Consider the following 20,991-nt stretch of genomic DNA (forward strand, 5'->3'; position numbering starts at 1 on the left):
TATTAATTTCTCCTTTTATCTGTTATTTTGTATTTTATCCACAGCAGCAACCGTTTCCACAGCAACCACCATCTTCGTCATCATAAATTTCAATCATATTTGGATTATGTAGTGTAAATTCACTTCCAAATTCATCTTGAACATAATCGATTTCAAGACCTTTTAAAAGAAGCTCATCTTCTTCATTAACAAGAACTTTAAGGTCTCCAAAGTTAAGTACTTTATCACCGTCTTCTAGTTCATCCTTAATATCAATAGCGTAATGCATTTGTGTTCCTTCTAAAGCGATAGAAATTTTTAAGAAACTATCACGTTTATCAGCATCAAATAACATTTCTTGGAATTTACCAACCGCTACATCTGTTATCAAAATTAATTGATTATCTGTATTAGCCATAAAATGTTTCCCTCTTTATTTTTTATTTTCTATTTATTATTATAACTGTTTTTCTAATAAAATAACAGTATCTTGCTTATATTTTATAAAATAATTTGTGAATATTTTATGAATTTTTTAAAAGCAATTAAATTTACATAATTCTATTTTATTAGTATAGTTACTTATGCTATTTAATAGGTTTCTATTAATATTAATTTCTAATACCAATTACATCAAAATTTACAATTGTAGGTATTTTTTAAAAAATTTGTTTTTCTTTAACTATACATTTAAATATTCACCTTTATCGTTGACTTCCCTCACAATATTATTCTATATTATTTCTATAAAAGATTCTACTACATTCTATTTAATAAAACTTTATCCTTATTTAATATTTATATGTAAACTATTTTGAAATTGTTTGCAATATCAATTATTTATGTCTTCATGCTTTATTGACTTTTTTTGGGGGGACCAGTATAATATCTATAGAGAGGTGGATTCGTTTTGAATAAAGAGTATTATGAAACTGTTGATAAAATTAAATTTGAGTTAGAAAAAATACGCCCTAAACTTATTAAAGATGGTGGAAATATAGAATTTATTAATTTTAAGAATGGGATTTTAAAAATTAGATTTTTAGGTGAATGTGCACATTGCGAACTATCACACATTACATTAAAATATGCAATTGAAAAAACTATTGTTGAAAAAATACCAGAAGTGAATAAAGTAATAGAAGTAAAAATGAGCGTTGTTTAGACGTTCTTTTTTTATTTTCATTAACTATAAAAATAAAAAAAGAGTAGATTTTCATCTACTCTAAGCGACGTCCCAGAAGGGATTCGAACCCCTGACCGACGGCTTAGAAGGCCGTTGCTCTATCCTGCTGAGCTACTGAGACATATTTAATGATTACCTCTCTCTGAAGTACTTTAATAGTATATCAATTTTTCAATATTATGTCAATACTTTTTTGAAGATAAATACAATATTTTTTATATAGAATTTACTTTGGGAATTCACCTATTTTTTATATATAAAATTTAATTTTCATTACATAATTTATATCAAACTTTTAAATATGCTAAGAAAAAAATCGTTACCGTTTCGTTACATTTATAAAAAAAAGGAAAACCGAAGTGTCTCAAACGGCTTTCCTATAAGCTTTTTAAAAATTATCTTCTTAATCCTAGAGCTTTAATTAATTCACGGTATCTTTGGATATCTTTTTTAATTAAGTAATCTAGTAAGTGACGACGACGGAAAACTTTTTTAAGTAATCCACGACGACCTGCGTGATCTTTTTTGTGAGTGTTTAAGTGCTCAGTTAAAGCATCGATTTCTGCAGTTAAAACTGCGATTTGTACTTCTGGAGAACCAGTATCTGATTCGTGAGTACGGAATTTAGCGATAATTTCTTGTTTTCTTTCTTGACTAATTGCTGCCATTGCAATTTCCTCCATATAATTTTATTTTGCGACCTTAATCCTAGTGTAGAACCTGGAGGGTTTCTATACCACGAATAAGGAACATAAGTAATTGTACACTATTTTTTGTAATAATTCAAGAGATAACATTTAAAATCAATATATAAATATGATTTTAATAATCTTTTTCTTCAGAAGCTTTTTTATCAAGTTTAAGTTGCTCTTTAAGATGATCAAAACTCTCAAATTTTTGTTCTTTTCTTAAAAATTCATAGAAAAAAATTTCTATTTTTTCATCATATATATCTTCATCAAAATCTAAAATATGTGTTTCAATAAATTTTTTATTTTTCTCTGTTGAAACAGTTGGATTATACCCAATATTAGTAATTGATTTATAAATTTCACCATGAATTTTTATTTTTGTAATATATACTCCATTTATTTCCGGGAGAAGATACTTCTCTGATAATTGGAGATTAGCTGTCGGAAAATTAATAGTTCTTCCTAACTGTCTACCTTTAACTACTAAACCAGATATAGAATAGTATCTACCAGCATACTCTTTATATTTTTCAAAATCTCCATCTCGAACAAATCTTTTTAAAGCTGTTGTAGATATTTTTTCGCCATTTATAGCTTGTTCTTTTTGAACACTAATTTCTATTCCATTTTCTTCAATTAATTTTGGAGTTCCTAAACCTTTATTTCCAAATCTGTAATCGAATCCGCAAAATACCTTATCTACATTTAACTCTTTTAAAATAAATTCTATAAAATCTTCTGCAGATAAATTTTGCAATTTTTCATTAAATTCTAAATAATAAACTTCATCAACACCTAAACTCTCTAATAACTCATTTTTTTTATTTATTGGCGTTAATAACTCTTCACTAGTCTTTCCAAAGTACTCCTTTGGACTTTTATCAAGTGTTATTACAATAGACTTAAAGCCTTCAGTAGCTGCACTTACTGTATCACCTATAATTTTTTGATGTGCATTGTGAATACCATCAAAAAAACCTAAAGCTGCTACTCTTCTTACATTATCTTTTTTTATTTCACTAATATCTGAAATATTAAATATTTCCATCTTCATCTACCTACTCTATTATTTTTGGAAATGTAGTTTTTACAGATAACAATTCATCATCTTTATCTTCCAAATAATATATTGCTATCGCTTCATTTTCATAAGTAAAAACTATTCCATCTGTAAAATCATGATCCGGAAATTGATTTCTTCTAAATCTTAAACCGTTCATTACTTGTTTTGCTCTAAATTTTGGTATTTCTACAAATTTGTATTCTTCTAGAGCATATTCTTTCCTTAGAAGTTTTTCTTCTAAGGTTTCATCTTTTAGATGTTGTTCTACCTCAGAGAGTGTTAAACAATTATCCAATGTTATTTTACCACTTCTAGTTCTAGTTAATTTACTCATGGTACTTGGTAAATTTAGTTTTTCACCTATACTAGTAGCAATTGTTCTGACATAGGTCCCTTTTCCACAATTTATATCTATAGAAAAATAAAACTTATCATCTTTATAATATTCACTATTTTCTATAAATGAAATGTTATAAATATTTACTTTCCTAGTTGGAATTTCTACATCAAATTGGCCACGTCTAGCATACTCATATAATTTTCTACCATTGACTTTAATAGCTGAATATATAGGTGGCTTTTGCTCTATTTCACCAATCATAGATTTAAGAATTTCTTTAATTTTATCTACGCTAATGTCAGTAACTTTACATTCTTCAACAACTTCTCCTGTAAGATCTTCAGTCGTAGTTTTAATTCCCAAACATACTTCTGCTCTATAACTTTTACCTAAATCCATTGCATAATCACTAACTTTAGTCGCTCCTCCTAATAAGAGAAGCAACACTCCATCTACCTCAGGATCTAATGTACCAGAATGACCTATTTTTTTCATTTGAAGAATTCTTCTAGCTCTAAATACAACATCATGACTAGTAATTCCACGTTCTTTATAAATTGGTAAAATACCTTCAAACATTATTTTTTATCCTCTTTTTTCAAACAATCTGGGCATAAACCATAAACCTCAAATTTATGGCCATCTATTCGATAGCCTTTCAATTCTTCAATTTCTAAATCATCACATACGTGTACATGTATTATTTTTGCTTTTCCACATTTTAAGCATATGTGATGGTGATGGTGATGATCTGTTTCCAAACACCCAATTTTAAAATATTTTTCCCCTTTAATTTCTGTAGTTTCCAAAATACCTATTTCTTCATAAGTACTTAGATTTCTATAAATAGTATCAAAACTTAGTCCAGGATACATTTTACCGACTGTTTCAGATACATATTTTGCATTAATATATCTATCTTCTTTTACTAAAAGTTCAACCATAGCTTTTCTTTTATCAGTATATTTATACCCTTTTTCCTTTAGAAGTTTCATTATTCTATCAACTTTTTCTTCTGATATTTTCATAAGTACCTCCTACATAGTCTATTTTTTAAAGTCCACAAACGTCTTGTTTCTTAACATTTCAATTTCATCTTTATAAGGTGCAATGTCTTTCTTTTCTCCATACCAAGGAGTCTCTAAAATTTTAGGAATATTTGCAAATTCATCTAAATGAACAATTCTATTTATCGTATCGAATCCAATTCCACCGTACCCGATATTTTCATGACGATCTTTATGTGCACCCAATGTATTTTTACTATCATTAATATGAAGCACTTGAATCCTATCTAATCCCACTATTTTATCAAATTCAGTAAGAACACCATCTAAATCATTAACAATATCATATCCACCTTCAAATACATGACAAGTATCAAAAGTTACTGTTAATTTTTCGTTTAAAGTAACTCCATCAATAATTTGTGCAATTTCATCAAAAGTTCTTCCACATTCACTACCTTTACCGGCCATAACTTCCAAGGCAATATTAGGTTTCATATCTTTTGTTAGCACCTCGTTTAAACCTTTAACGATACTTGCTATTCCAACATCAGCACCTACTTTGACATGTGATCCTGGGTGAAGAACAATATTCTTAGCACCAATTTTTTCAGTTCTTTCAATTTCTAATCTTAAGAAATCAACCGCAAGCTGATAGATTTCTGGTTTTACTGTATTTGCTAAATTAATAATATAGGGTGCATGCACTACTATATCACTAATATTTTTTTCTTTCATTAATTTATGCGCTTCTTCGATTCTCAATTCTTCAATAGGTTTTCTTCTTGTATTTTGAGGAGCACCTGTATAAATCATAAATGTATCACTATTATAACTAGCTGCTTCTTTTACGGAACCTAGCATCATTTCTTTTCCTGACATTGATACATGAGATCCAATTTTCAAGTTCTTCATTACTTACCTCTGTTTGCCTTGTTACTACGTTTAGCAAATTTTCTTCTTTCTTTTTGTTTAAGTTTGTCCATTTTATATTTATATTTTTTCTTATAACCTGGTTTAACTTTTTTAGAAACTTTTACTTTTGATTTCAGTTTCTCAGTTAAGTTATGGTCAGCTACGACTTTCTTTCTACTTTGACGTTTGTTTCTGTCTTTAGCTTCAACGAACTCACCATTTCTAATATCTTGGTGATTAAATTCAATACCACGTTTTTCTAAATCTTGTAATTTTTCTTCATCTTTGTTGTTGTAAATTGTAATACAGTCACCGCTTAATCCTGCACGCCCTGTACGCCCTGCTCTGTGGATAAAGAAGTCTAAGTCATTAGGAATATTGTAGTTAATTACATGACTTACTCCTTCAATATCAATCCCACGACTCATTAAATCACTAGCTACAACATAGGTGAAATCTAGATTATTAATTCTTTTTTGCATTTGCTTACGTTCACGTGGTGTTAAATCTCCGTGAAGTACTCCTACATTTAATCCTTTAGAAATTAAATAGCTACTTACTTCCTCTACCTCAGTTTTCTTATTAGCAAAGATAAGAGCTAAATAAGGATTAATAACTGTAGTGATTTCATGTAACTTTTCTAATCGAGATGAACTCTTCTCTGGTATTAAAATATATTCAATTTTACCGAATTTAGCGTTATCAACTTCGATATATTGAGCATTTTTTAAATATTTCTTCAAGAAGTGATTCATTTGAGTTGGAATAGTTGCTGAGAATACTAGAAATTGACAGTGTTCTGCTGCTCTTTTAGAAATTTTATCAACATCTTCCATGAATCCTAAATCGATCATCATATCACATTCATCGATTACAAGACTTTCTACTTCTTTAATTGCTAAAGCACTCGCTCTATCTAACTCTAATACACGTGTTGGTGTACCAATAATAATATGTGGTGCATTAGATACTCTCTCTATATCTCTATTTAAATCTTGACCACCAATACATAATGTTATTTTAATATCTTCTTCAGAAAAACTAGCAATATGTAATGCCATATCATATAGTTGTCTTGATAGTTCTCTAGTTGGAGCTAAAATAATACTTTGTGTTTTTTTCTTAGCTACATCTAATTTGCTAAAAATTGGTAGTAAAAAAGAATGACTTTTCCCACTTCCCGTTTGTGATTTAGCTACTATGTTTTTTCCTTTTAATACTGGTGAAAATACTCTCTCTTGAATTTTTGTAGGATTATCAAACCCTAAATCTATTACTGCCTTATTTACAAATTCATTAAATTTATACTGTTCAAATGACTTTGGTAACATTTAAAATCTCCTTTATGATTTTTCTATCTACTTTATGATTTTTCTATCTAAATATATGGGAGTTTTCCCCATCTTCAATTTCACACGTGAAATGATTGAAAATAACTTTTTATATTTCACGTTATAATAAACCACCCTTTATTATACTATAAATACATAGATTTAGCTATAAAAAACACTATATTATTGCCTATTATTCGTTTTCTATATATATTTTCCTCCTGAAAATAAAAAAGTAATTCAGAAAATATTTTACAATCTTCTGAATTACTTAATAATATTATTTTACTATCTCAATTCCTGAGCTTGTTCCTAACCTTTCAGCTCCTAAGTCAACATATTTTTGAGCAGTTTCTTTATCTCTAACTCCACCACTCGCCTTAACTTTAGCATTATCTCCGACTACAGATTTCATTAATTTTACATCTTCATAAGTTGCACCACCAGTTCCAAATCCTGTTGATGTTTTTACAAAATCAGCTTTGGCAACTAGTGACAATTCACAAGCTTTAACTTTTTCTTCATCAGTTAAATAACATGTTTCGATAATAACTTTCAAGACATTATTACCAATCGCTTCTTTAATTAGTCGAATTTCATTCTCTACGTAATCAAACTCACCATCTTTTAATTTTGCAACATTAATAACCATATCTATTTCACTTGCACCATTTTCGATTGCTTCTTTTGCTTCAAAAACTTTTGATGCTGTTGTCATTGCTCCTAATGGAAATCCAACAACTGCCGCTACTTTAACATCAGTACCTTGTAAAAGATGTTTAGCATCCGCAACGTAACAACCATTAACACAAACACTATAAAATTCATGTTCAATAGCTTCTTCACATAACTTTTGGACATCGGCACTACTTGCCGTAGCTTTTAAAATTGTATGATCAATATATTTATTTAATCCCATTTTTTACCTCTATTCTATTATTTCTAATATATTTTTAATATTTTCTATTTTTTCATTTCCGATAACATAAGCATCTAATAACATATTTTTACTAGATTCTACATTCTTATCATCATTGTAATAAATTTCAGCTATAAGATCACCTTTTTCTACCTTATCTCCTACTTTTTTCTTAAGCTCTATTCCTACAGCATGATCTACTTCATCTTCTTTTGTCGCACGACCTGCTCCTATTACCATAGCTGCTTTACCTACTTCTTCAGCTTTAATTTTAGTAACATATCCATCTTCATGCGCAAATACTTCTAATACTGATTTTGGTGTTGGTAATAACTCATAATTATTCACGACTTCACCGTCTCCACCACTAAGTTCTATAAACTGTTTTAATAATTCTAAAGCACGACCATTATTAATAACTTCATCTATCTTTTCACTAGCTTCTTCGAATGTCTTCACTTCACCTTTATGTTTTAACGCTAAATAAACAATTTCATATACAACTTCCTTAAGATCACTTGACCAATTTCCTTTTAAAGCCTCTATACCTTCAATTATTTCATTAGCATTACCAATATTATAACCTAATGGTTCTTCCATGTTAGTTAGTACTGCTATCGTTTTTCTTCCAACACTATTACCGATTTCTACCATTCGACGTGACAGTTCCCTAGCATCTTCAATAGTTTTCATGAAGGCACCATCACCAACTTTAACATCAAGAATAATTAAATCTGATTGAATAGCTAATTTTTTACTCATAATACTACTAGCGATTAATGGAATGCTATCAACTGTTGCAGTAACATCACGTAAGGCATATATTTTTTTATCTAATGGAACAATATTATCACTATAGCCCATTAATCCAACTCCAGTTTTACTAGCAACTTCTACTAATTCTTCTTTTGTTGTACTAAATTTAAAGTTTCTAATAGACTCAAATTTATCTATTGTCCCTCCTGTATGACCTAGACCTTTACCTGAAAGTTTAGTTGTAGCCATTCCTACAGCTGATAGAATTGGTCCTAATACAACTGTTACTTTGTCCCCAACACCTCCAGTAGAGTGTTTATCTACTAAATAGTGGTCTAAATCATCAAAGAAAATAGTATCTCCTGAATCTCTCATTGTTAATGTAAAGTTTGTAAGCTCATCTTTAGTCATATTATTAAAATATACCGACATTAAAAATGAACTCATCTGATAATCTGGAACTTTACCCAAAAGATATCCTTCCAGTAAAAACTCTATTTCGGCTTTAGTTAGCTCATTATTTTTTTTCTTTTTATCTATGATATCAACAACTCTCATAGCTAATCTCCTTACTTATTAATTTAATTAAAATAAACTTTACAGTATTAGTTAATTCGTCTAGAAATCATTACAATAAAAATTTGTCATACCATACTTCTCATTTTCTATATATATGTTATTAGAGATTTCTAATATCTGCAAACTTTTCTTATCTTTCAATATTTTATATAATTCATTTTGATCTTTTTTACTATATACTATTTTATCACGAATCAAATACATTTTGTAGCCTAATAATATTAATGTATAATTTTTGTACTTAAACAACATACAAAATAATAGATAAAAGATAAATACAAGTATGGCTATTTTAAAAATTAATTGTACTTTTTGATTTATAATTAAGAATGTAATAATTATCATCAAAACTAAATAATAGTAATCTATGCCACTTTGTCTAAAGAGTTCTTTCTTGCTACAAACGAATATATTTGTAGGTTTACTACCATTTTGAATTATTAAAGAAAATATAGAAATTATTATTAATATTGTAGTCAATAAAAGATCGTCCAAATCTTGTTTTACAAAGGTATAAATAAGTAAAACAAAATAAAGAGGCATAAATGAATAGATACAATAACTAATATAGTTAAATGATTTTTTCATCTTATACCTCCTATTTATTATCTTTTACTCTTCGGTTTAGACAGAATCTCTGAAAAAATTATATCGTTAACAACTTTTTCTTTATCAAAAGTTAAAGAATTTGAAAATATTTCTTTTTCTCTATCTACTATAACTCTTTGTTTTTTCTCAAAAGATTTACGAGTTAGAGTTTGTTGATTTGTTACGGGATTTTCTTTTTGCTGTTGATTTTTAGACGCAGTATTTTTTACCTTTGTCTTCCTTTTCTTAACTTTCTTAATAGGCTCTTCTTTAGTTTTATTATTTTCTCTTACTTTATCAATAATAAATGAAACTAATAGAAAGATTAACGGGACATATAAACTACTCATCTTCCCCTCCTAGAGTTCCTATTAAGATACTCGTTAGCAATCAATCCACGAACTATATTTTCTTGTGTAAACTCTAATTTTTTTGAATTATTTTGAACAACATTAGTGTTATCGAAATTTCTTTGCATTGAAAATTTATTTTTACCTCTATTATAATTTTCATTATAATATTGTTGATATTTATTTATAGATGAACTATCAACTTGTTGTTCATAAATATCTTCTTCATACACTTGCTGCTCACTTAATGAACTTTGTCTACTTCTAAGAGCATTAGAGTCTTTACCGTTAGCCTCTTTAATTCTTTTAATCTCTTCAACAGCCTTTAAAGCCTGTGATCGAGCATTGTCTAATTTCATTTGTTTTGAATTATCTAAATTCTTTCTGTATCTTTTACTGTCAGAAGCAAAAACAATTACGAAAATAGCAAAAATTATGATAAATGTTATTGGTGCTGCGAAAATTAAAAATGACATTTCACATCCTCCTTTTTATCTAATTATTTACCTGCTCCTGTATCAGGTTGTGACATACGTTTGATTGAATCTCTCATACCTGTATCAGCTTCTAGATTTTTATAATTCATATAATCCATAATACCTAGATTACCTTGTTGGAAAGCTTTAGCCATAGCAAGTGGTAGTTCTGCTTCAGCTTCTACTACTTTTGCACGCATCTCTTGAATTCTTGCTTTCATTTCCTGCTCAGCTGCAACTGCCATTGCACGACGTTGTTCTGCTTTAGCTTGAGCAATGTTTTTGTCAGCAATAGCTTGCTCAGTTTGTAAGTTAGCACCGATATTTTGACCAATGTCAACATCCAGAATATCAATCGATAAAATTTCAAATGCAGTACCTGCATCTAAACCTTTGTCTAAGATTGTTTTAGAAATACGATCAGGATTTTCTAAAACTACTGTGTGTGATTCAGAAGAACCAATTGTAGAGACGATACCTTCACCTACACGGGCAATAACTGTTTCTTCTCCAGCTCCCCCTACTAAACGTTCAATGTTTGCACGAACTGTGATTCTAGCTTTCGCTTTAACTTCGATACCATTAATTGCAACCCCAGCGATATATGGAGTTTCAATAACTTTCGGATTAACACTCATTTGAACTGCTTGAAGAACATCACGTCCTGCTAAGTCAATAGCTGCACAACGTTCAAAAGTTAAACTTACAATATTAGCTCTGTGAGCTGCAATTAGAGCATTAATTACTCTATCCACATTTCCCCCTGCTAAATAGTGACTTTCCAATTGATTAATAGTAACAGCTAACCCTGCTTTGTGAGCTTTAATCATAGGATTTATTACTCTACTTGGTATAACACGTCTTAATCTCATACCAACAAGTGTAAAAATACTTACCTTAACGCCTGCGGCAATCGCACTAATCCATAGACCAAGTGGAAAGAAAGTAAAGAATATAGATAGCACAATCAACACTACCACCACAATTATACCTGTAAATACTAATTCTGGCATAATACTACCTCCTTATTTTATTTATATTTTCTTAACAACTATACGCATTCCTTCAACACGTATAATTTCAATTTCATTACCTTTTTCTATAAAGTCTCCATCAGTAACTACATCCAATTTTTCATCGCCAAATACAGCGACTCCTGCCGGACGTAAATCTGTATATGCTCGAAGTTTCTTACCTACAAGTTCTAATCTACTTTCACTTGCTACATAGCCATCTTCTGTTGAGATAGCATCAGTTAATACAAGTCTATCTAGAAAAACCAACTTTTTATGAAAAATACTTCTATTTACATAATACAGTATAACTGCAAGTATTAGAGAAACTATTAAAATAAATGCAATATAATATGTTGATTTATTTACATAAATTATTGCATATACTACGGTAATGATACCTACAGTGCCCACTATTCCTCCTGGGACAAACATTTCAAGCCCTATTAAACAAAGTCCACCAATGAACAGCAATAGAACAAAAATACTAAGTCCTGTAGAATAGGAATGTAAGGCAATGTATGTCGCTAAACTGACTATTGACAATATTCCAAATAGATTAAATTTTCTTGAGAATAATTGCTGACAGAAAGTTAATGACATAGTAATTAAAAGAATCCAATCGAGAGACATCATTAAATTCATATATAATCACCTCATTTTTGTATATTCTTTTTCAAGATAATCTAACAATTCCTCTCTTGTAAATATGTTACCATGACCAGGAACAGCATATTCAAAATCAAGAATTGTTATTCTATCTATATAATCACGGAGCTTCTGCTTATTATATGCCATCGGTTTAGTATAATAGTTTTTAGCATGACTATCTCCTAAAAACAATAGTTTTTCCTCTGGAATATAAATTAAAAATGCATCATTAGAATGTGAGTTATCATTATATATACAATTTATTTTAACTCCACCAAGATTCAAATTGAAATCAGCCATTTTTGGCATATCCGGTATTCTAATTTTTATTTCATTATTTTCATAAACTCTTTTTATTACATCCGCACTATATTTTATTTCAGTTCCATCTTTTACCCTTTGATAAAGACTCTCATCATCCCACTTAAGTTGTGATAACTCAATTAAAGAGTCTCTAGCTCTATCTGTAGAGATTACTGGAATATCTAGATAGGCCGCTCCAAAGCTATGATCCCAGTGATGATGGGTCAATATTACATAACTTGGCATCGGCAGGTCATTTTCCTTTAATTCCTTTAGAAAATTCTCAACTTGTGTAGGTCCATTTCCAGAATCTAACATTACAGAAAAATATTCACCTTTTAAATAACCAAGTGTCGGTTCTAAATACATATATCGTTGTTTTGTATAATAAAATCTATCTGAAAATTTAATTAGCATCCTTTTTTCTTCCTTTTGATTATAGCTATATTATAGCATACCTATAATCTATTTACAAACCAACCTTACTAAATAAATAGCAGTAACTAAAACCTTTACAAATTCTAGTTACTACTATGTTCAAAGAAAAAAATTTATACTAAAATAGAGTTGATCCAACAAGGTACAAATAATAGAATATAAATCCTACTCCTACTATTACTGCTACTACATATATCAGCCAGATCAATAGATAATAAGCATACCCTAATGCTTTAACAATATTAGTTAATCCCAACCATAAATGTCTACCTATCGCTAAAAGAATAGAAATTACTCCACCTTCATAAACTTCATCTTGATTATCTAAATTAGTAAATTTAAACATTGTTAATAATTTCATCATAATCACCTCCCCCTTTGGTAATTTATTTCTTACTCTTCAATAATATTATAATACATTTATCAAGCGATTACAATTGAGGAGTTATAATATAATTTGTTAAATTAAGAAGGAGTTTGTATATATAAAAAAGGTGGCTCGTAAATCATTATTGTATAAAATATGATTCCTGAGTCACCTTAATACAGTTTAATAACTGATTATCAATTTTACAAATTTAATCATAGAAATTAAACTTGTTAATATGGAGATGGCGGGATTTGAACCCGCGTCCAAAAATACCTCCCCTTAGCTTCTACATGTTTAGTTTACCTATTGAATTTAATTTTCTACTTAAGCCGATAAACAGGCAATGAAAAACGAGTTTGATTAATCTCTTATTTTTTTCTACAAACGGAAGAAAAAAATCGTAGACTGCTAAGAATGAACCGATTAGCTTTGTCACAGTCAAACAAAGTAATCAGCCTTTAGCTTATTAAGCTGCTAAAGCGTAATTTGTTTTTTCGCCAGTTATATTTAACTGATGTGTTGTTAAAGAAGACAACCCTCCTACATGCCACCAAGAAGACTAGCATCCCTGTCGAATCCTAAACATCCCCTAATTGTGATTATTATATTTTATCATAAAATCAAGATTATGTAAAATTTTATTATTTTATATATACAACGACACTTCCAATTAACTTTCTAACAACAACTATATCAATTATGATATAATTAATATTAAGAAATAAAAACTAAGGAGGTACCATGGAAACACTTATCAATAAATTACGACCTAATAAAATTAGTGATATTATTGGTCAACATCATTTAATTGGAGATGGAAAAGTTCTTACTAAGATAGTAGAAAGCAAAAAAATGTTCTCATTTATTTTATATGGTCCCCCTGGAACAGGAAAAACTTCAATCGCTAACGCCTTAGCTAATGAACTAGACTATAAATTTAAAATATTAAATGCTGTAAATTCTACAAAAAAGGATTTAACTGCAGTAATAGAAGAATCGAGAAGATTCAAAAAAGTAATTTTACTACTTGATGAATTTCATAGACTAACTAAACCTATGCAGGATATACTACTTCCTGAAATCGAGTTTGACAATATTTACGTCATTGGATGCACAACAAACAATCCATATCATACTGTTAACCCTGCAATTAGATCACGTTTAATTATTTTCGAATTACAACAAGTTTCAAACGATGATATTTATGAATATCTTAAAATAATATCAAACAATAAAGAAATATTCCCGAAAGAGTTAAAAATAGAAGATGATGTATTTAAAACAATCGCTCTAAACTCTTCTGGCGATTTAAGATTTTCACTAAATACTTTTGAAATTCTATATAATTTATCAAATGAAGGTGAAATTGTCACAAAAGAGAAGCTATTAAACTTATCCCTAGGAAGATTCAAAGCTTATGACAAAGATGGCGATGCTTTTTATGATATTATTAGCGCCTTTCAAAAATCTATTCGTGGGAGTGATGTAGATGCTTCACTATACTACTTAGCATTATTGATTGATAGTGGTGATTTAGACACTATATATAGAAGAATGAGTGTTATAGCTTATGAAGATATTGGTCTTGCTAATCCAAATATCGGACCTTTTGTTCATGCTGCTATTGAAAGTGCAAAAATGCTTGGACTACCCGAAGCAAGAATACCTTTAGCTAACGCGGTTATCCAACTAGCACTTTCGTTAAAATCTAATAGTGCTTATATGGCAATCGACAATGCACTACACGAAACTAAGACAAATCCAAAATTTATTATTCCTGATCATCTTAGAGATGCACATTATTATGGTGCTGATAAACTAAATCGCGGCGTTGGTTACCAATATCCACACAGTCATCCAACTGGTTATATTAAACAACAATATCTCCCAGATAATTTAATAGGAAGAACATTCTATACTCCAAAAACAAATAACAAAAACGAGCAAAATCTAGCTCAATATAAAAAATTTGTAGATAATATGAAATAAAAAAAGGGCTAATCCAGCCCTGAAATTTAACAAAGTTCATAAGTGAACTCATAGACGCAGTGGTTTATTGATATCTAAATTCGCTTTATAAAAGCTTTTTAGACATCTAATAAACTGTGCGAGGGTGACTCGACAAAATCGATTTCTTCGAAATCACGATTTTTGAGTCACTCCTTTTTTACTCACCTAAAATTTTAACTTCACACTCAAGCTCAACACCTGAATCTTCAAAAACTTTTTTCTGAACTTCTTTAATTAAGTTTTTATAATCTTCACACGTTGCAGAATTTATATTAACCATAAACCCAGCGTGTTTTTTTGATACTTGTACTCCTCCTACAGTTAAACCTTGTAATCCAGCATCTTGAATTAGTTTCCCTGCAAAGTAGCCTTCCGGTCTTTTAAATACAGATCCACATGAAGGGTATTCTAAAGGTTGTTTATCTGAACGCATTTTATTCAATTCATCAACTTTAGAAATGATTTCTTCTTTGTTTCCTTTTTTCATTTGGAAATATACTCTAGAAATAATTTCCTTAGTTTCTTGAACTACAGAATGTCTATATGAGAATTTCATCTGTTCATTAGTATAGATTTTCTTTTCACCATTTTTAGTGAAAACCTCGACTTTGTGAACAACTTCCTTCATCTCACCGCCGTATGCACCAGCATTCATGAAGATTGCCCCACCTACGCTTCCTGGAATACCACATGAAAATTCAAGATTTGTTAGGCTATTTTCTATACAAAAATCAGCAAGTTCTTTTAGTGTTAATCCAGCATAACAAGAAATAATATCACCATCTAATAATTCAATATTATTCATGTCACTAGTCAGAGCGACAATTCCGTTAATTCCATTATCAGAAATTAATACATTTGAACCATTACCTAGTATAGTTAATTCAATGTTATTTTCATAGCTATAAGATATAACATTTTGTAAATCTTCTTCATTTGTTATTTTCACTAATACTTCGGCATTTCCACCCGTTTTTGTAAAACTATATTTTCTTAGAGGTTCATTATATAGTACTTCACTATTTTGAACAATCTCCTCAATATTTTTTATTTTAATCATTATTTTCAATCCTTTTTAACATATCATTTATAAATATTACTTTTTTCGTTGAATAATCTTTAAACGAAAGTTCTTTATTATTATTTTTAAATGAATTATATTCATTTTTTAAAACTTCATCATTAAAAATTTCTTTAATTTTTATAAAATCTTTATGTATTTCCGTATCACGTTGTACAACGTTTAATACAACATCATAGCTCATTGTTAGATAATCGATAATTCTAGCATATTTTATTACACCTTTTGTACCATTATGAGCTATTCTATGATATCTGATATTATTTAGTCTTTTTTCATCGAATGTTGTTATCTCATGTAAATTTTCTACAACAACAAGTATATCAACAATCTTTTCCCCTAATACCTGTGTATCACTCGTAGCTCCAATATGTAAAAACTCACATTTAGGCATTTTAGGAATTTCTTGTATCTTTTTTATCTCTTCTAAAAATGTTTCAACAAACATTTTATTGTCTGCTATTTCTTCAATTTTAATAGTTCTCTTATCCATTTAAAAAATCCAATCTTAAAATTAAACATACTTATATATTATAGACTGTATTTCTTATAAAGTAAAGTTATATCTAAATTTGAACAATTCCCTTATTTATAATACTTTCCATAATATCAATTTAATAACATTTCTTAGCAACATTCTTTATAACAAAAACATCCTTTTTCATGATCATTTATCATTCCAATAGCCTGCATATAGCTATAAATTATCGTACTTCCTACAAAACTAAATCCTCTTTTTTTCAGATCTTTACTTATTCTAGTAGATAACTCTGATTCACTTGCTACATCTTTGTAGCTTTCTAATTTGTTGTTGATTTTTTTATAATCTGTAAATCCCCAGATATACTTATCAAAACTCCCAAATTCTTTTTGAACCTTAAGAAATGCTACAGCATTTTTTCTAACAGAATATATTTTCAATTTATTTCTAATTATGCTAGCATCTTGTCTTAACGATTCTAAGTATTCATCGGTATAATTGGCACAGATATTATAATCAAAATTATCAAAAGCACGTTTGAAATTTTCTCGTTTCTTAAGTATTATCGACCAACTTAAACCAGCTTGCATTCCTTCTAGTATTAGATATTCAAATAACATTCGATCATTATGAGTTTCTCTCCCCCATTCATTATCATGATATTCAATATCTAATGGTCCTATTGCCCAAGGGCATCTATTTTTATTCATCATTCTTCTCCAAATTATTATATACTAAGGCTAACATTTCTCTAATTCGTCTAATGTTATATCTTTCTTTTTTATCTATTTCAAGGAAGAATCCATCTTTTGCAACGATACGTATGTCCTTATGCGGCGTTAAAGCCGTAAATAATTCTTTTCCTTTAAGACTGTTCATAATGTCTTTATCAAAAGTTACAACTACTTTATTGGCTAACTCTTTAATGCTAGTCACCATAGTATTTTTCGCCATAACTTTCAGATAACATATATCTATTAGGTTATTAACTTCTTCTCCAAAATCAGAGAATCTATCAATTAGATCTTCTACAATGCTATCAATCTCTTCATCACTAACTACATTATTTAATCTCTTATAGAAATCTATTTTATCTGCATCACTAGTAATATACTCTTTTGGAATAAATGCATCAACGTTAAGTTTAATTTCTAGATCATCTGTCTTGACTTCAAAAATATCTTTCTTAATTTTCGGAGTAGCTTCTTTAATTATATTTTCATAGTAGCTAACATCTTGTGTTCGATCTTGTTCTAATAACGGTTCTAAAATTCCTTTTTTCTCTTGAATTTCTTGTTCTAACATTTGAGAATACAATGTATAACCTACCGAATCAATGAAACCATGCTGTCTTCCGCCGAGTACATCTCCAGCCCCTCTAATAGATAAGTCCTGCATAGCGATTTTAAAACCACTACCTAAAGAAGTAAAGTTCTTGATCGCAGATAACCTCTTCTCTGAGTTCTCAGTTAATGACTTAAACGGTTCATACATTAAGTATGCATAAGCCTCTCTACTACTACGACCTACTCGTCCACGAAGTTGATACAATTGACTTAATCCGAAGCGATCGGCATCTTCAACTATTAATGTATTTACATTAGAGATATCAATACCTGTCTCAATAATTGTTGTCGATATTAGCATATCATATTTTCTATCTATAACGTCAGACATAATATTTTCAAGTTCTCTTTGACTCATTCTACCATGTGCATATGCTATGTTTATATCAGGCAATAATCGTTTTAGCTCTAAATATTTTTCATCAATAGTTTCTACTCTATTATAAACATAAAACACCTGTCCTCCACGATTAATCTCATTCATAACCGCTTCTTTTATAACCATTTTATTTTGAACTGTCACAAAAGTTTGGATTGGTTGACGTTCTCTTGGAGGTGTCTCAATCACCGATAAATCCCTAATACCTATTAAACTCATATGTAATGTTCTAGGAATTGGAGTAGCACTAAGGGTAAGAACATCTACTGTATTTTTAAGATGTTTTATTTTTTCTTTATGTTTAACTCCAAAACGTTGTTCTTCATCAATTATTAATAAACCTAAATCTTTGTATTTAAATTTGTCATTTAATAGTTTATGAGTTCCAACAATAATATCTATTTTACCTTCTTCAAGTTTTTTACAAATTTCAGTAATATCTTTTGCAGATTTAAATCTACTTACTACTTCTATATTTACTGGGAAATTCGCAAATCTACTTACAAAATTATCATAGTGTTGTTCAGCAAGTAACGTAGTTGGTACTAATAGTGCAACTTGCTTATTGTCAGTAACTGCTTTAAACGCAACTCTCATCGCTACCTCTGTTTTACCGAAACCAACATCTCCACATAGAAGTCTATCCATCGGACGTTGTTTTTCCATATCTCTTTTAATTTCTTCTGTAGCTTTCACCTGGTCATCCGTTGGTGTATATGAAAAATCAGCTTCAAATTCAGACTGCATACTTCCATCTAAGCTATACGCATATCCAGAACTTAATTCACGTTTAATATATAACTTAATAAGATCTTCAGATATATCCTCAATTTCTTTTCGGACTCTACTTTTAGTCTTCTGCCAATTTTTTGTTCCTAGTTTATTTAATACTGGTTTTCTATTATCAGTAGACGTGGTATATTTTTGGATATAGTTCATATTATTTATATCTACATAAATAATATCACCACCGTCATAGACGATTTTTAAGAAATCTTTATATACTCCGCCAACTTCAACATTTTCAATCCCTTCGTATAGCCCTATCCCATGACTAACATGAACGATATAGTCTCCTACATTTAGTTCTTGGTAATTTCTAATTTTTTCTGAGTTAGTATATTTAAATTTTACGCGACGTTTTTTTCTCTCTTCTTCAGTAAAAAGTTCGCGTGGGGTAAGTAAAAATATTTTATTCTTTCTATCCTCTAATCCTTTTAGATGATACTTATTCACATCGATGAAGATTTTCCCTTCTTTAACACCATAATAAATATCATCATAGAAATAATTATCGAATAGTACCTTTTCTACATAATCTTTTTGTTTTTGAGTGTTTAATGAAATAATTACCTTATAATTATCCGTTAATTTTTCACGTATTTCTTTAGCTAAATATTCTTCACTTGAATAATAAGCCAAATCAATTATATCTAAATTGTAGTTTTTTTCTATAAGCTTATTATTAAGTTTTAAGGTAGATAAATAGAATTTTCTTACATCTAAGTTTTGAATTTTTTCAAAAGCTACATTATCTATTACATCTTGATATATATAATTTCTATTCATCTCTTGAAGACTTGTTAAAAAGTATTCTCGTAGTCCTTCTATTTTTTCTAAGATTTTATGATAATTGTCATAGAAGACTATAATATCATCTGTTAAATAGTCGGCAATACTATACGTATTTTCATAAACTAAATTCGAAAAACTTTCTAAATCACTAAAATCGCCAGTTGCTTTATAAATTTCTATCTTCTCTTGAAGATAGGCACTAATCTCTTGATAGTTTTCTTCTTCTCTTAATTTTTTATCATTTAGCTTAGTAAGTATTTTCTCAACAACTACATCTTTTTCTTCAGAAGTAAGGAAAAAATCACTTGTAGGATAAATAACTGCACTATCAATTTTTTCTAACGATCTTTGTGTAATTTCATCAAAAGTTCTCATACTATCAAGTTCATCATCAAAAAAGTCCAATCTAATAGGCTTCTCACTTAGGGGACTGAAAATATCAACTATACTCCCCCTCTTTGAAAATTCTCCTACTACATCGACACTCTCAACACGATGATACCCCATATTTACAAGTTTTCTCTGTAACTCATCAAAACTAATAACTGTATCTTCATTAATTTCAAAGCTATTATTTTTAAAATCACTAGGATTTTTTACAGTTCTATAAATTGCTTCTATCGGAATTATTATTATACTTTTTACATTATGAACTAAATTCTCAAGTACTTTAATAGAATTTTGTACCAAATCGTTACTTTTAGAAGTATGACGTTTTAGTATATCAATTTCTGGATATATATATATTTCACCTTCGAAATCATTTAAAATAGCGAACAATTCTTCAGCTTCTGCTTTACTTTGTGATAACACTACAACTGTCTTATCACCATTTTTATATTCGTTATATATTTCTAAAGCACGTGTTGTTAAATTTTGTCCGTATACGCCTATATTTTTATTCTTTTTTTCAAATTGCAAATTAACAATTTCTAAAAGACTATCTTTTATCATATACGCTCCTTTCTACAACAAATAGCAGCAAAAAGGGAGTGACTCAAAAATCACAATTTCAGAAAAATCGATTTTATCGAGACTCCACAAAGGTTATTAGATATCTAACATACTTTTATAAAGAATACTTAGATATCAATAGTCCACTTCACCTATAAATTACATATAAACTTTTAAAATTTAGGACTTCTGGGATGGCATCTTTTGCT

At 29.1% G+C, this 20,991-nt stretch carries 22 protein-coding genes, 1 tRNA gene and 1 other RNA gene; 2 read left to right on the forward strand and 22 right to left on the reverse strand.

The window, feature by feature from the left end; genetic code table 11:
- Window positions 1-34 precede the first annotated feature (34 nt).
- Complete coding sequence (locus tag JX287_RS07475; RefSeq protein WP_204644270.1) at window positions 35-397, reverse strand: HesB/IscA family protein; 363 nt, start codon at window positions 395-397, stop codon at window positions 35-37.
- A 492-nt stretch (window positions 398-889) separates the two neighbouring features.
- Here JX287_RS07475 and JX287_RS07480 point away from each other — a divergent pair, with 492 nt between their 5' ends.
- Window positions 890-1,144, forward strand: coding sequence for a NifU family protein (locus tag JX287_RS07480; protein ID WP_003146384.1), 255 nt, complete (start codon window positions 890-892; stop codon window positions 1,142-1,144).
- A gap of 68 nt (window positions 1,145-1,212) precedes the next feature.
- On the opposite strand, the gene JX287_RS07485 is transcribed toward JX287_RS07480, so the two are convergent.
- The 17 genes from JX287_RS07485 to ssrA form a co-directional block, all read right to left on the reverse strand.
- Window positions 1,213-1,286, reverse strand: a tRNA-Arg gene (locus tag JX287_RS07485).
- Between the two features lie 274 nt (window positions 1,287-1,560).
- Complete coding sequence (gene rpsO / locus JX287_RS07490; RefSeq protein ID WP_003146386.1) at window positions 1,561-1,833, reverse strand: 30S ribosomal protein S15; 273 nt, start codon at window positions 1,831-1,833, stop codon at window positions 1,561-1,563.
- Window positions 1,834-1,987: 154 nt separating this feature from the next.
- Complete coding sequence (locus tag JX287_RS07495; protein WP_204644271.1) at window positions 1,988-2,905, reverse strand: bifunctional riboflavin kinase/FAD synthetase; 918 nt, start codon at window positions 2,903-2,905, stop codon at window positions 1,988-1,990.
- Window positions 2,906-2,915: 10 nt separating this feature from the next.
- Window positions 2,916-3,839: a tRNA pseudouridine(55) synthase TruB gene (gene truB, locus JX287_RS07500; protein WP_204644272.1), complete on the reverse strand. Its 924-nt coding sequence runs from the start codon at window positions 3,837-3,839 to the stop codon at window positions 2,916-2,918.
- Window positions 3,839-4,288, reverse strand: coding sequence for a Fur family transcriptional regulator (locus JX287_RS07505; protein WP_204644273.1), 450 nt, complete (start codon window positions 4,286-4,288; stop codon window positions 3,839-3,841). The genes truB and JX287_RS07505 overlap by 1 nt, the downstream gene beginning before the upstream one ends.
- Before the next feature lie 18 nt (window positions 4,289-4,306).
- Window positions 4,307-5,182, reverse strand: coding sequence for a deoxyribonuclease IV (locus tag JX287_RS07510; RefSeq protein ID WP_204644274.1), 876 nt, complete (start codon window positions 5,180-5,182; stop codon window positions 4,307-4,309).
- A complete protein-coding gene (locus JX287_RS07515; protein ID WP_204644275.1) occupies window positions 5,182-6,513 on the reverse strand; it encodes a DEAD/DEAH box helicase in 1,332 nt (443 codons plus the stop codon). The genes JX287_RS07510 and JX287_RS07515 overlap by 1 nt, the downstream gene beginning before the upstream one ends.
- Window positions 6,514-6,793: 280 nt before the next feature.
- Complete coding sequence (gene deoC, locus JX287_RS07520; RefSeq protein WP_204644276.1) at window positions 6,794-7,432, reverse strand: deoxyribose-phosphate aldolase; 639 nt, start codon at window positions 7,430-7,432, stop codon at window positions 6,794-6,796.
- A 9-nt stretch (window positions 7,433-7,441) separates the two neighbouring features.
- Entirely contained in the window at window positions 7,442-8,746 is a 1,305-nt protein-coding gene (locus JX287_RS07525; protein ID WP_204644277.1) for a thymidine phosphorylase, read from the reverse strand.
- A gap of 60 nt (window positions 8,747-8,806) precedes the next feature.
- Window positions 8,807-9,355: a hypothetical protein gene (locus JX287_RS07530; protein ID WP_204644278.1), complete on the reverse strand. Its 549-nt coding sequence runs from the start codon at window positions 9,353-9,355 to the stop codon at window positions 8,807-8,809.
- A gap of 17 nt (window positions 9,356-9,372) precedes the next feature.
- Window positions 9,373-9,705 carry a hypothetical protein gene (locus JX287_RS07535; protein WP_204644279.1) on the reverse strand — a complete coding sequence of 111 codons (333 nt, stop codon included), beginning with the start codon at window positions 9,703-9,705 and terminating at the stop codon, window positions 9,373-9,375.
- Window positions 9,702-10,181: a crotonobetainyl-CoA--carnitine CoA-transferase gene (locus JX287_RS07540; RefSeq protein WP_204644280.1), complete on the reverse strand. Its 480-nt coding sequence runs from the start codon at window positions 10,179-10,181 to the stop codon at window positions 9,702-9,704. The genes JX287_RS07535 and JX287_RS07540 overlap by 4 nt, the downstream gene beginning before the upstream one ends.
- A gap of 23 nt (window positions 10,182-10,204) precedes the next feature.
- Window positions 10,205-11,194, reverse strand: a complete 990-nt coding sequence (floA, locus tag JX287_RS07545; RefSeq protein WP_204644281.1) for a flotillin-like protein FloA — start codon at window positions 11,192-11,194, stop codon at window positions 10,205-10,207.
- A 21-nt stretch (window positions 11,195-11,215) separates the two neighbouring features.
- Window positions 11,216-11,839, reverse strand: a complete 624-nt coding sequence (locus JX287_RS07550) for an NfeD family protein (RefSeq protein ID WP_204644282.1) — start codon at window positions 11,837-11,839, stop codon at window positions 11,216-11,218.
- Window positions 11,840-11,845: 6 nt separating this feature from the next.
- Entirely contained in the window at window positions 11,846-12,565 is a 720-nt protein-coding gene (locus JX287_RS07555; RefSeq protein ID WP_204644283.1) for an MBL fold metallo-hydrolase, read from the reverse strand.
- Window positions 12,566-12,704: 139 nt separating this feature from the next.
- Window positions 12,705-12,950, reverse strand: a complete 246-nt coding sequence (locus tag JX287_RS07560) for a hypothetical protein (RefSeq protein WP_204644284.1) — start codon at window positions 12,948-12,950, stop codon at window positions 12,705-12,707.
- A gap of 239 nt (window positions 12,951-13,189) precedes the next feature.
- Window positions 13,190-13,546, reverse strand: a transfer-messenger RNA (tmRNA) gene (gene ssrA / locus JX287_RS07565).
- Window positions 13,547-13,697: 151 nt separating this feature from the next.
- Here ssrA and JX287_RS07570 point away from each other — a divergent pair.
- Complete coding sequence (locus JX287_RS07570; RefSeq protein ID WP_204644285.1) at window positions 13,698-14,945, forward strand: replication-associated recombination protein A; 1,248 nt, start codon at window positions 13,698-13,700, stop codon at window positions 14,943-14,945.
- A gap of 178 nt (window positions 14,946-15,123) precedes the next feature.
- Here JX287_RS07570 and murB read toward each other — a convergent pair whose 3' ends face one another.
- The 4 genes from murB to mfd form a co-directional block, all read right to left on the reverse strand.
- Complete coding sequence (gene murB / locus JX287_RS07575; protein WP_204644286.1) at window positions 15,124-16,026, reverse strand: UDP-N-acetylmuramate dehydrogenase; 903 nt, start codon at window positions 16,024-16,026, stop codon at window positions 15,124-15,126.
- On the reverse strand, window positions 16,019-16,540 hold the full coding sequence (locus JX287_RS07580) for a GrpB family protein (RefSeq protein WP_204644287.1): 522 nt from the start codon (window positions 16,538-16,540) through the stop codon (window positions 16,019-16,021). The genes murB and JX287_RS07580 overlap by 8 nt, the downstream gene beginning before the upstream one ends.
- A 134-nt stretch (window positions 16,541-16,674) precedes the next feature.
- The gene (locus JX287_RS07585; protein ID WP_204644288.1) at window positions 16,675-17,238 is read right to left on the reverse strand and encodes a DNA-3-methyladenine glycosylase I; all 564 of its coding nucleotides are present in this window, start codon (window positions 17,236-17,238) and stop codon (window positions 16,675-16,677) included.
- A complete protein-coding gene (gene mfd / locus JX287_RS07590; RefSeq protein ID WP_204644289.1) occupies window positions 17,231-20,782 on the reverse strand; it encodes a transcription-repair coupling factor in 3,552 nt (1,183 codons plus the stop codon). The genes JX287_RS07585 and mfd overlap by 8 nt, the downstream gene beginning before the upstream one ends.
- Window positions 20,783-20,991 lie beyond the last annotated feature (209 nt).

The organism is Gemella haemolysans (genome assembly GCF_901873445.1).
Taxonomy (GTDB): Bacteria; Bacillota; Bacilli; order Staphylococcales; family Gemellaceae; genus Gemella; species Gemella haemolysans_C.

Excerpts from the sequence above, each read along its gene's own strand:
- JX287_RS07530 (WP_204644278.1), bottom strand. The coding sequence starts at position 9,355 with ATGAAAAAATCATTTAACTATATTAGTTATTGTATCTATTCATTTATG.
- JX287_RS07585 (WP_204644288.1), bottom strand. The coding sequence starts at position 17,238 with ATGAATAAAAATAGATGCCCTTGGGCAATAGGACCATTAGATATTGAA.
- rpsO (WP_003146386.1), bottom strand. The coding sequence starts at position 1,833 with ATGGCAGCAATTAGTCAAGAAAGAAAACAAGAAATTATCGCTAAATTC.
- JX287_RS07540 (WP_204644280.1), bottom strand. The coding sequence starts at position 10,181 with ATGTCATTTTTAATTTTCGCAGCACCAATAACATTTATCATAATTTTT.
- murB (WP_204644286.1), bottom strand. The coding sequence starts at position 16,026 with ATGATTAAAATAAAAAATATTGAGGAGATTGTTCAAAATAGTGAAGTA.
- deoC (WP_204644276.1), bottom strand. The coding sequence starts at position 7,432 with ATGGGATTAAATAAATATATTGATCATACAATTTTAAAAGCTACGGCA.
- JX287_RS07560 (WP_204644284.1), bottom strand. The coding sequence starts at position 12,950 with ATGATGAAATTATTAACAATGTTTAAATTTACTAATTTAGATAATCAA.
- JX287_RS07515 (WP_204644275.1), bottom strand. The coding sequence starts at position 6,513 with ATGTTACCAAAGTCATTTGAACAGTATAAATTTAATGAATTTGTAAAT.
- JX287_RS07555 (WP_204644283.1), bottom strand. The coding sequence starts at position 12,565 with ATGCTAATTAAATTTTCAGATAGATTTTATTATACAAAACAACGATAT.
- JX287_RS07570 (WP_204644285.1), top strand. The coding sequence starts at position 13,698 with ATGGAAACACTTATCAATAAATTACGACCTAATAAAATTAGTGATATT.
- JX287_RS07525 (WP_204644277.1), bottom strand. The coding sequence starts at position 8,746 with ATGAGAGTTGTTGATATCATAGATAAAAAGAAAAAAAATAATGAGCTA.
- truB (WP_204644272.1), bottom strand. The coding sequence starts at position 3,839 with ATGTTTGAAGGTATTTTACCAATTTATAAAGAACGTGGAATTACTAGT.
- JX287_RS07580 (WP_204644287.1), bottom strand. The coding sequence starts at position 16,540 with ATGGATAAGAGAACTATTAAAATTGAAGAAATAGCAGACAATAAAATG.
- floA (WP_204644281.1), bottom strand. The coding sequence starts at position 11,194 with ATGCCAGAATTAGTATTTACAGGTATAATTGTGGTGGTAGTGTTGATT.
- JX287_RS07495 (WP_204644271.1), bottom strand. The coding sequence starts at position 2,905 with ATGGAAATATTTAATATTTCAGATATTAGTGAAATAAAAAAAGATAAT.
- JX287_RS07550 (WP_204644282.1), bottom strand. The coding sequence starts at position 11,839 with ATGAATTTAATGATGTCTCTCGATTGGATTCTTTTAATTACTATGTCA.
- JX287_RS07505 (WP_204644273.1), bottom strand. The coding sequence starts at position 4,288 with ATGAAAATATCAGAAGAAAAAGTTGATAGAATAATGAAACTTCTAAAG.
- JX287_RS07475 (WP_204644270.1), bottom strand. The coding sequence starts at position 397 with ATGGCTAATACAGATAATCAATTAATTTTGATAACAGATGTAGCGGTT.
- JX287_RS07535 (WP_204644279.1), bottom strand. The coding sequence starts at position 9,705 with ATGAGTAGTTTATATGTCCCGTTAATCTTTCTATTAGTTTCATTTATT.
- mfd (WP_204644289.1), bottom strand. The coding sequence starts at position 20,782 with ATGATAAAAGATAGTCTTTTAGAAATTGTTAATTTGCAATTTGAAAAA.
- JX287_RS07510 (WP_204644274.1), bottom strand. The coding sequence starts at position 5,182 with ATGAAGAACTTGAAAATTGGATCTCATGTATCAATGTCAGGAAAAGAA.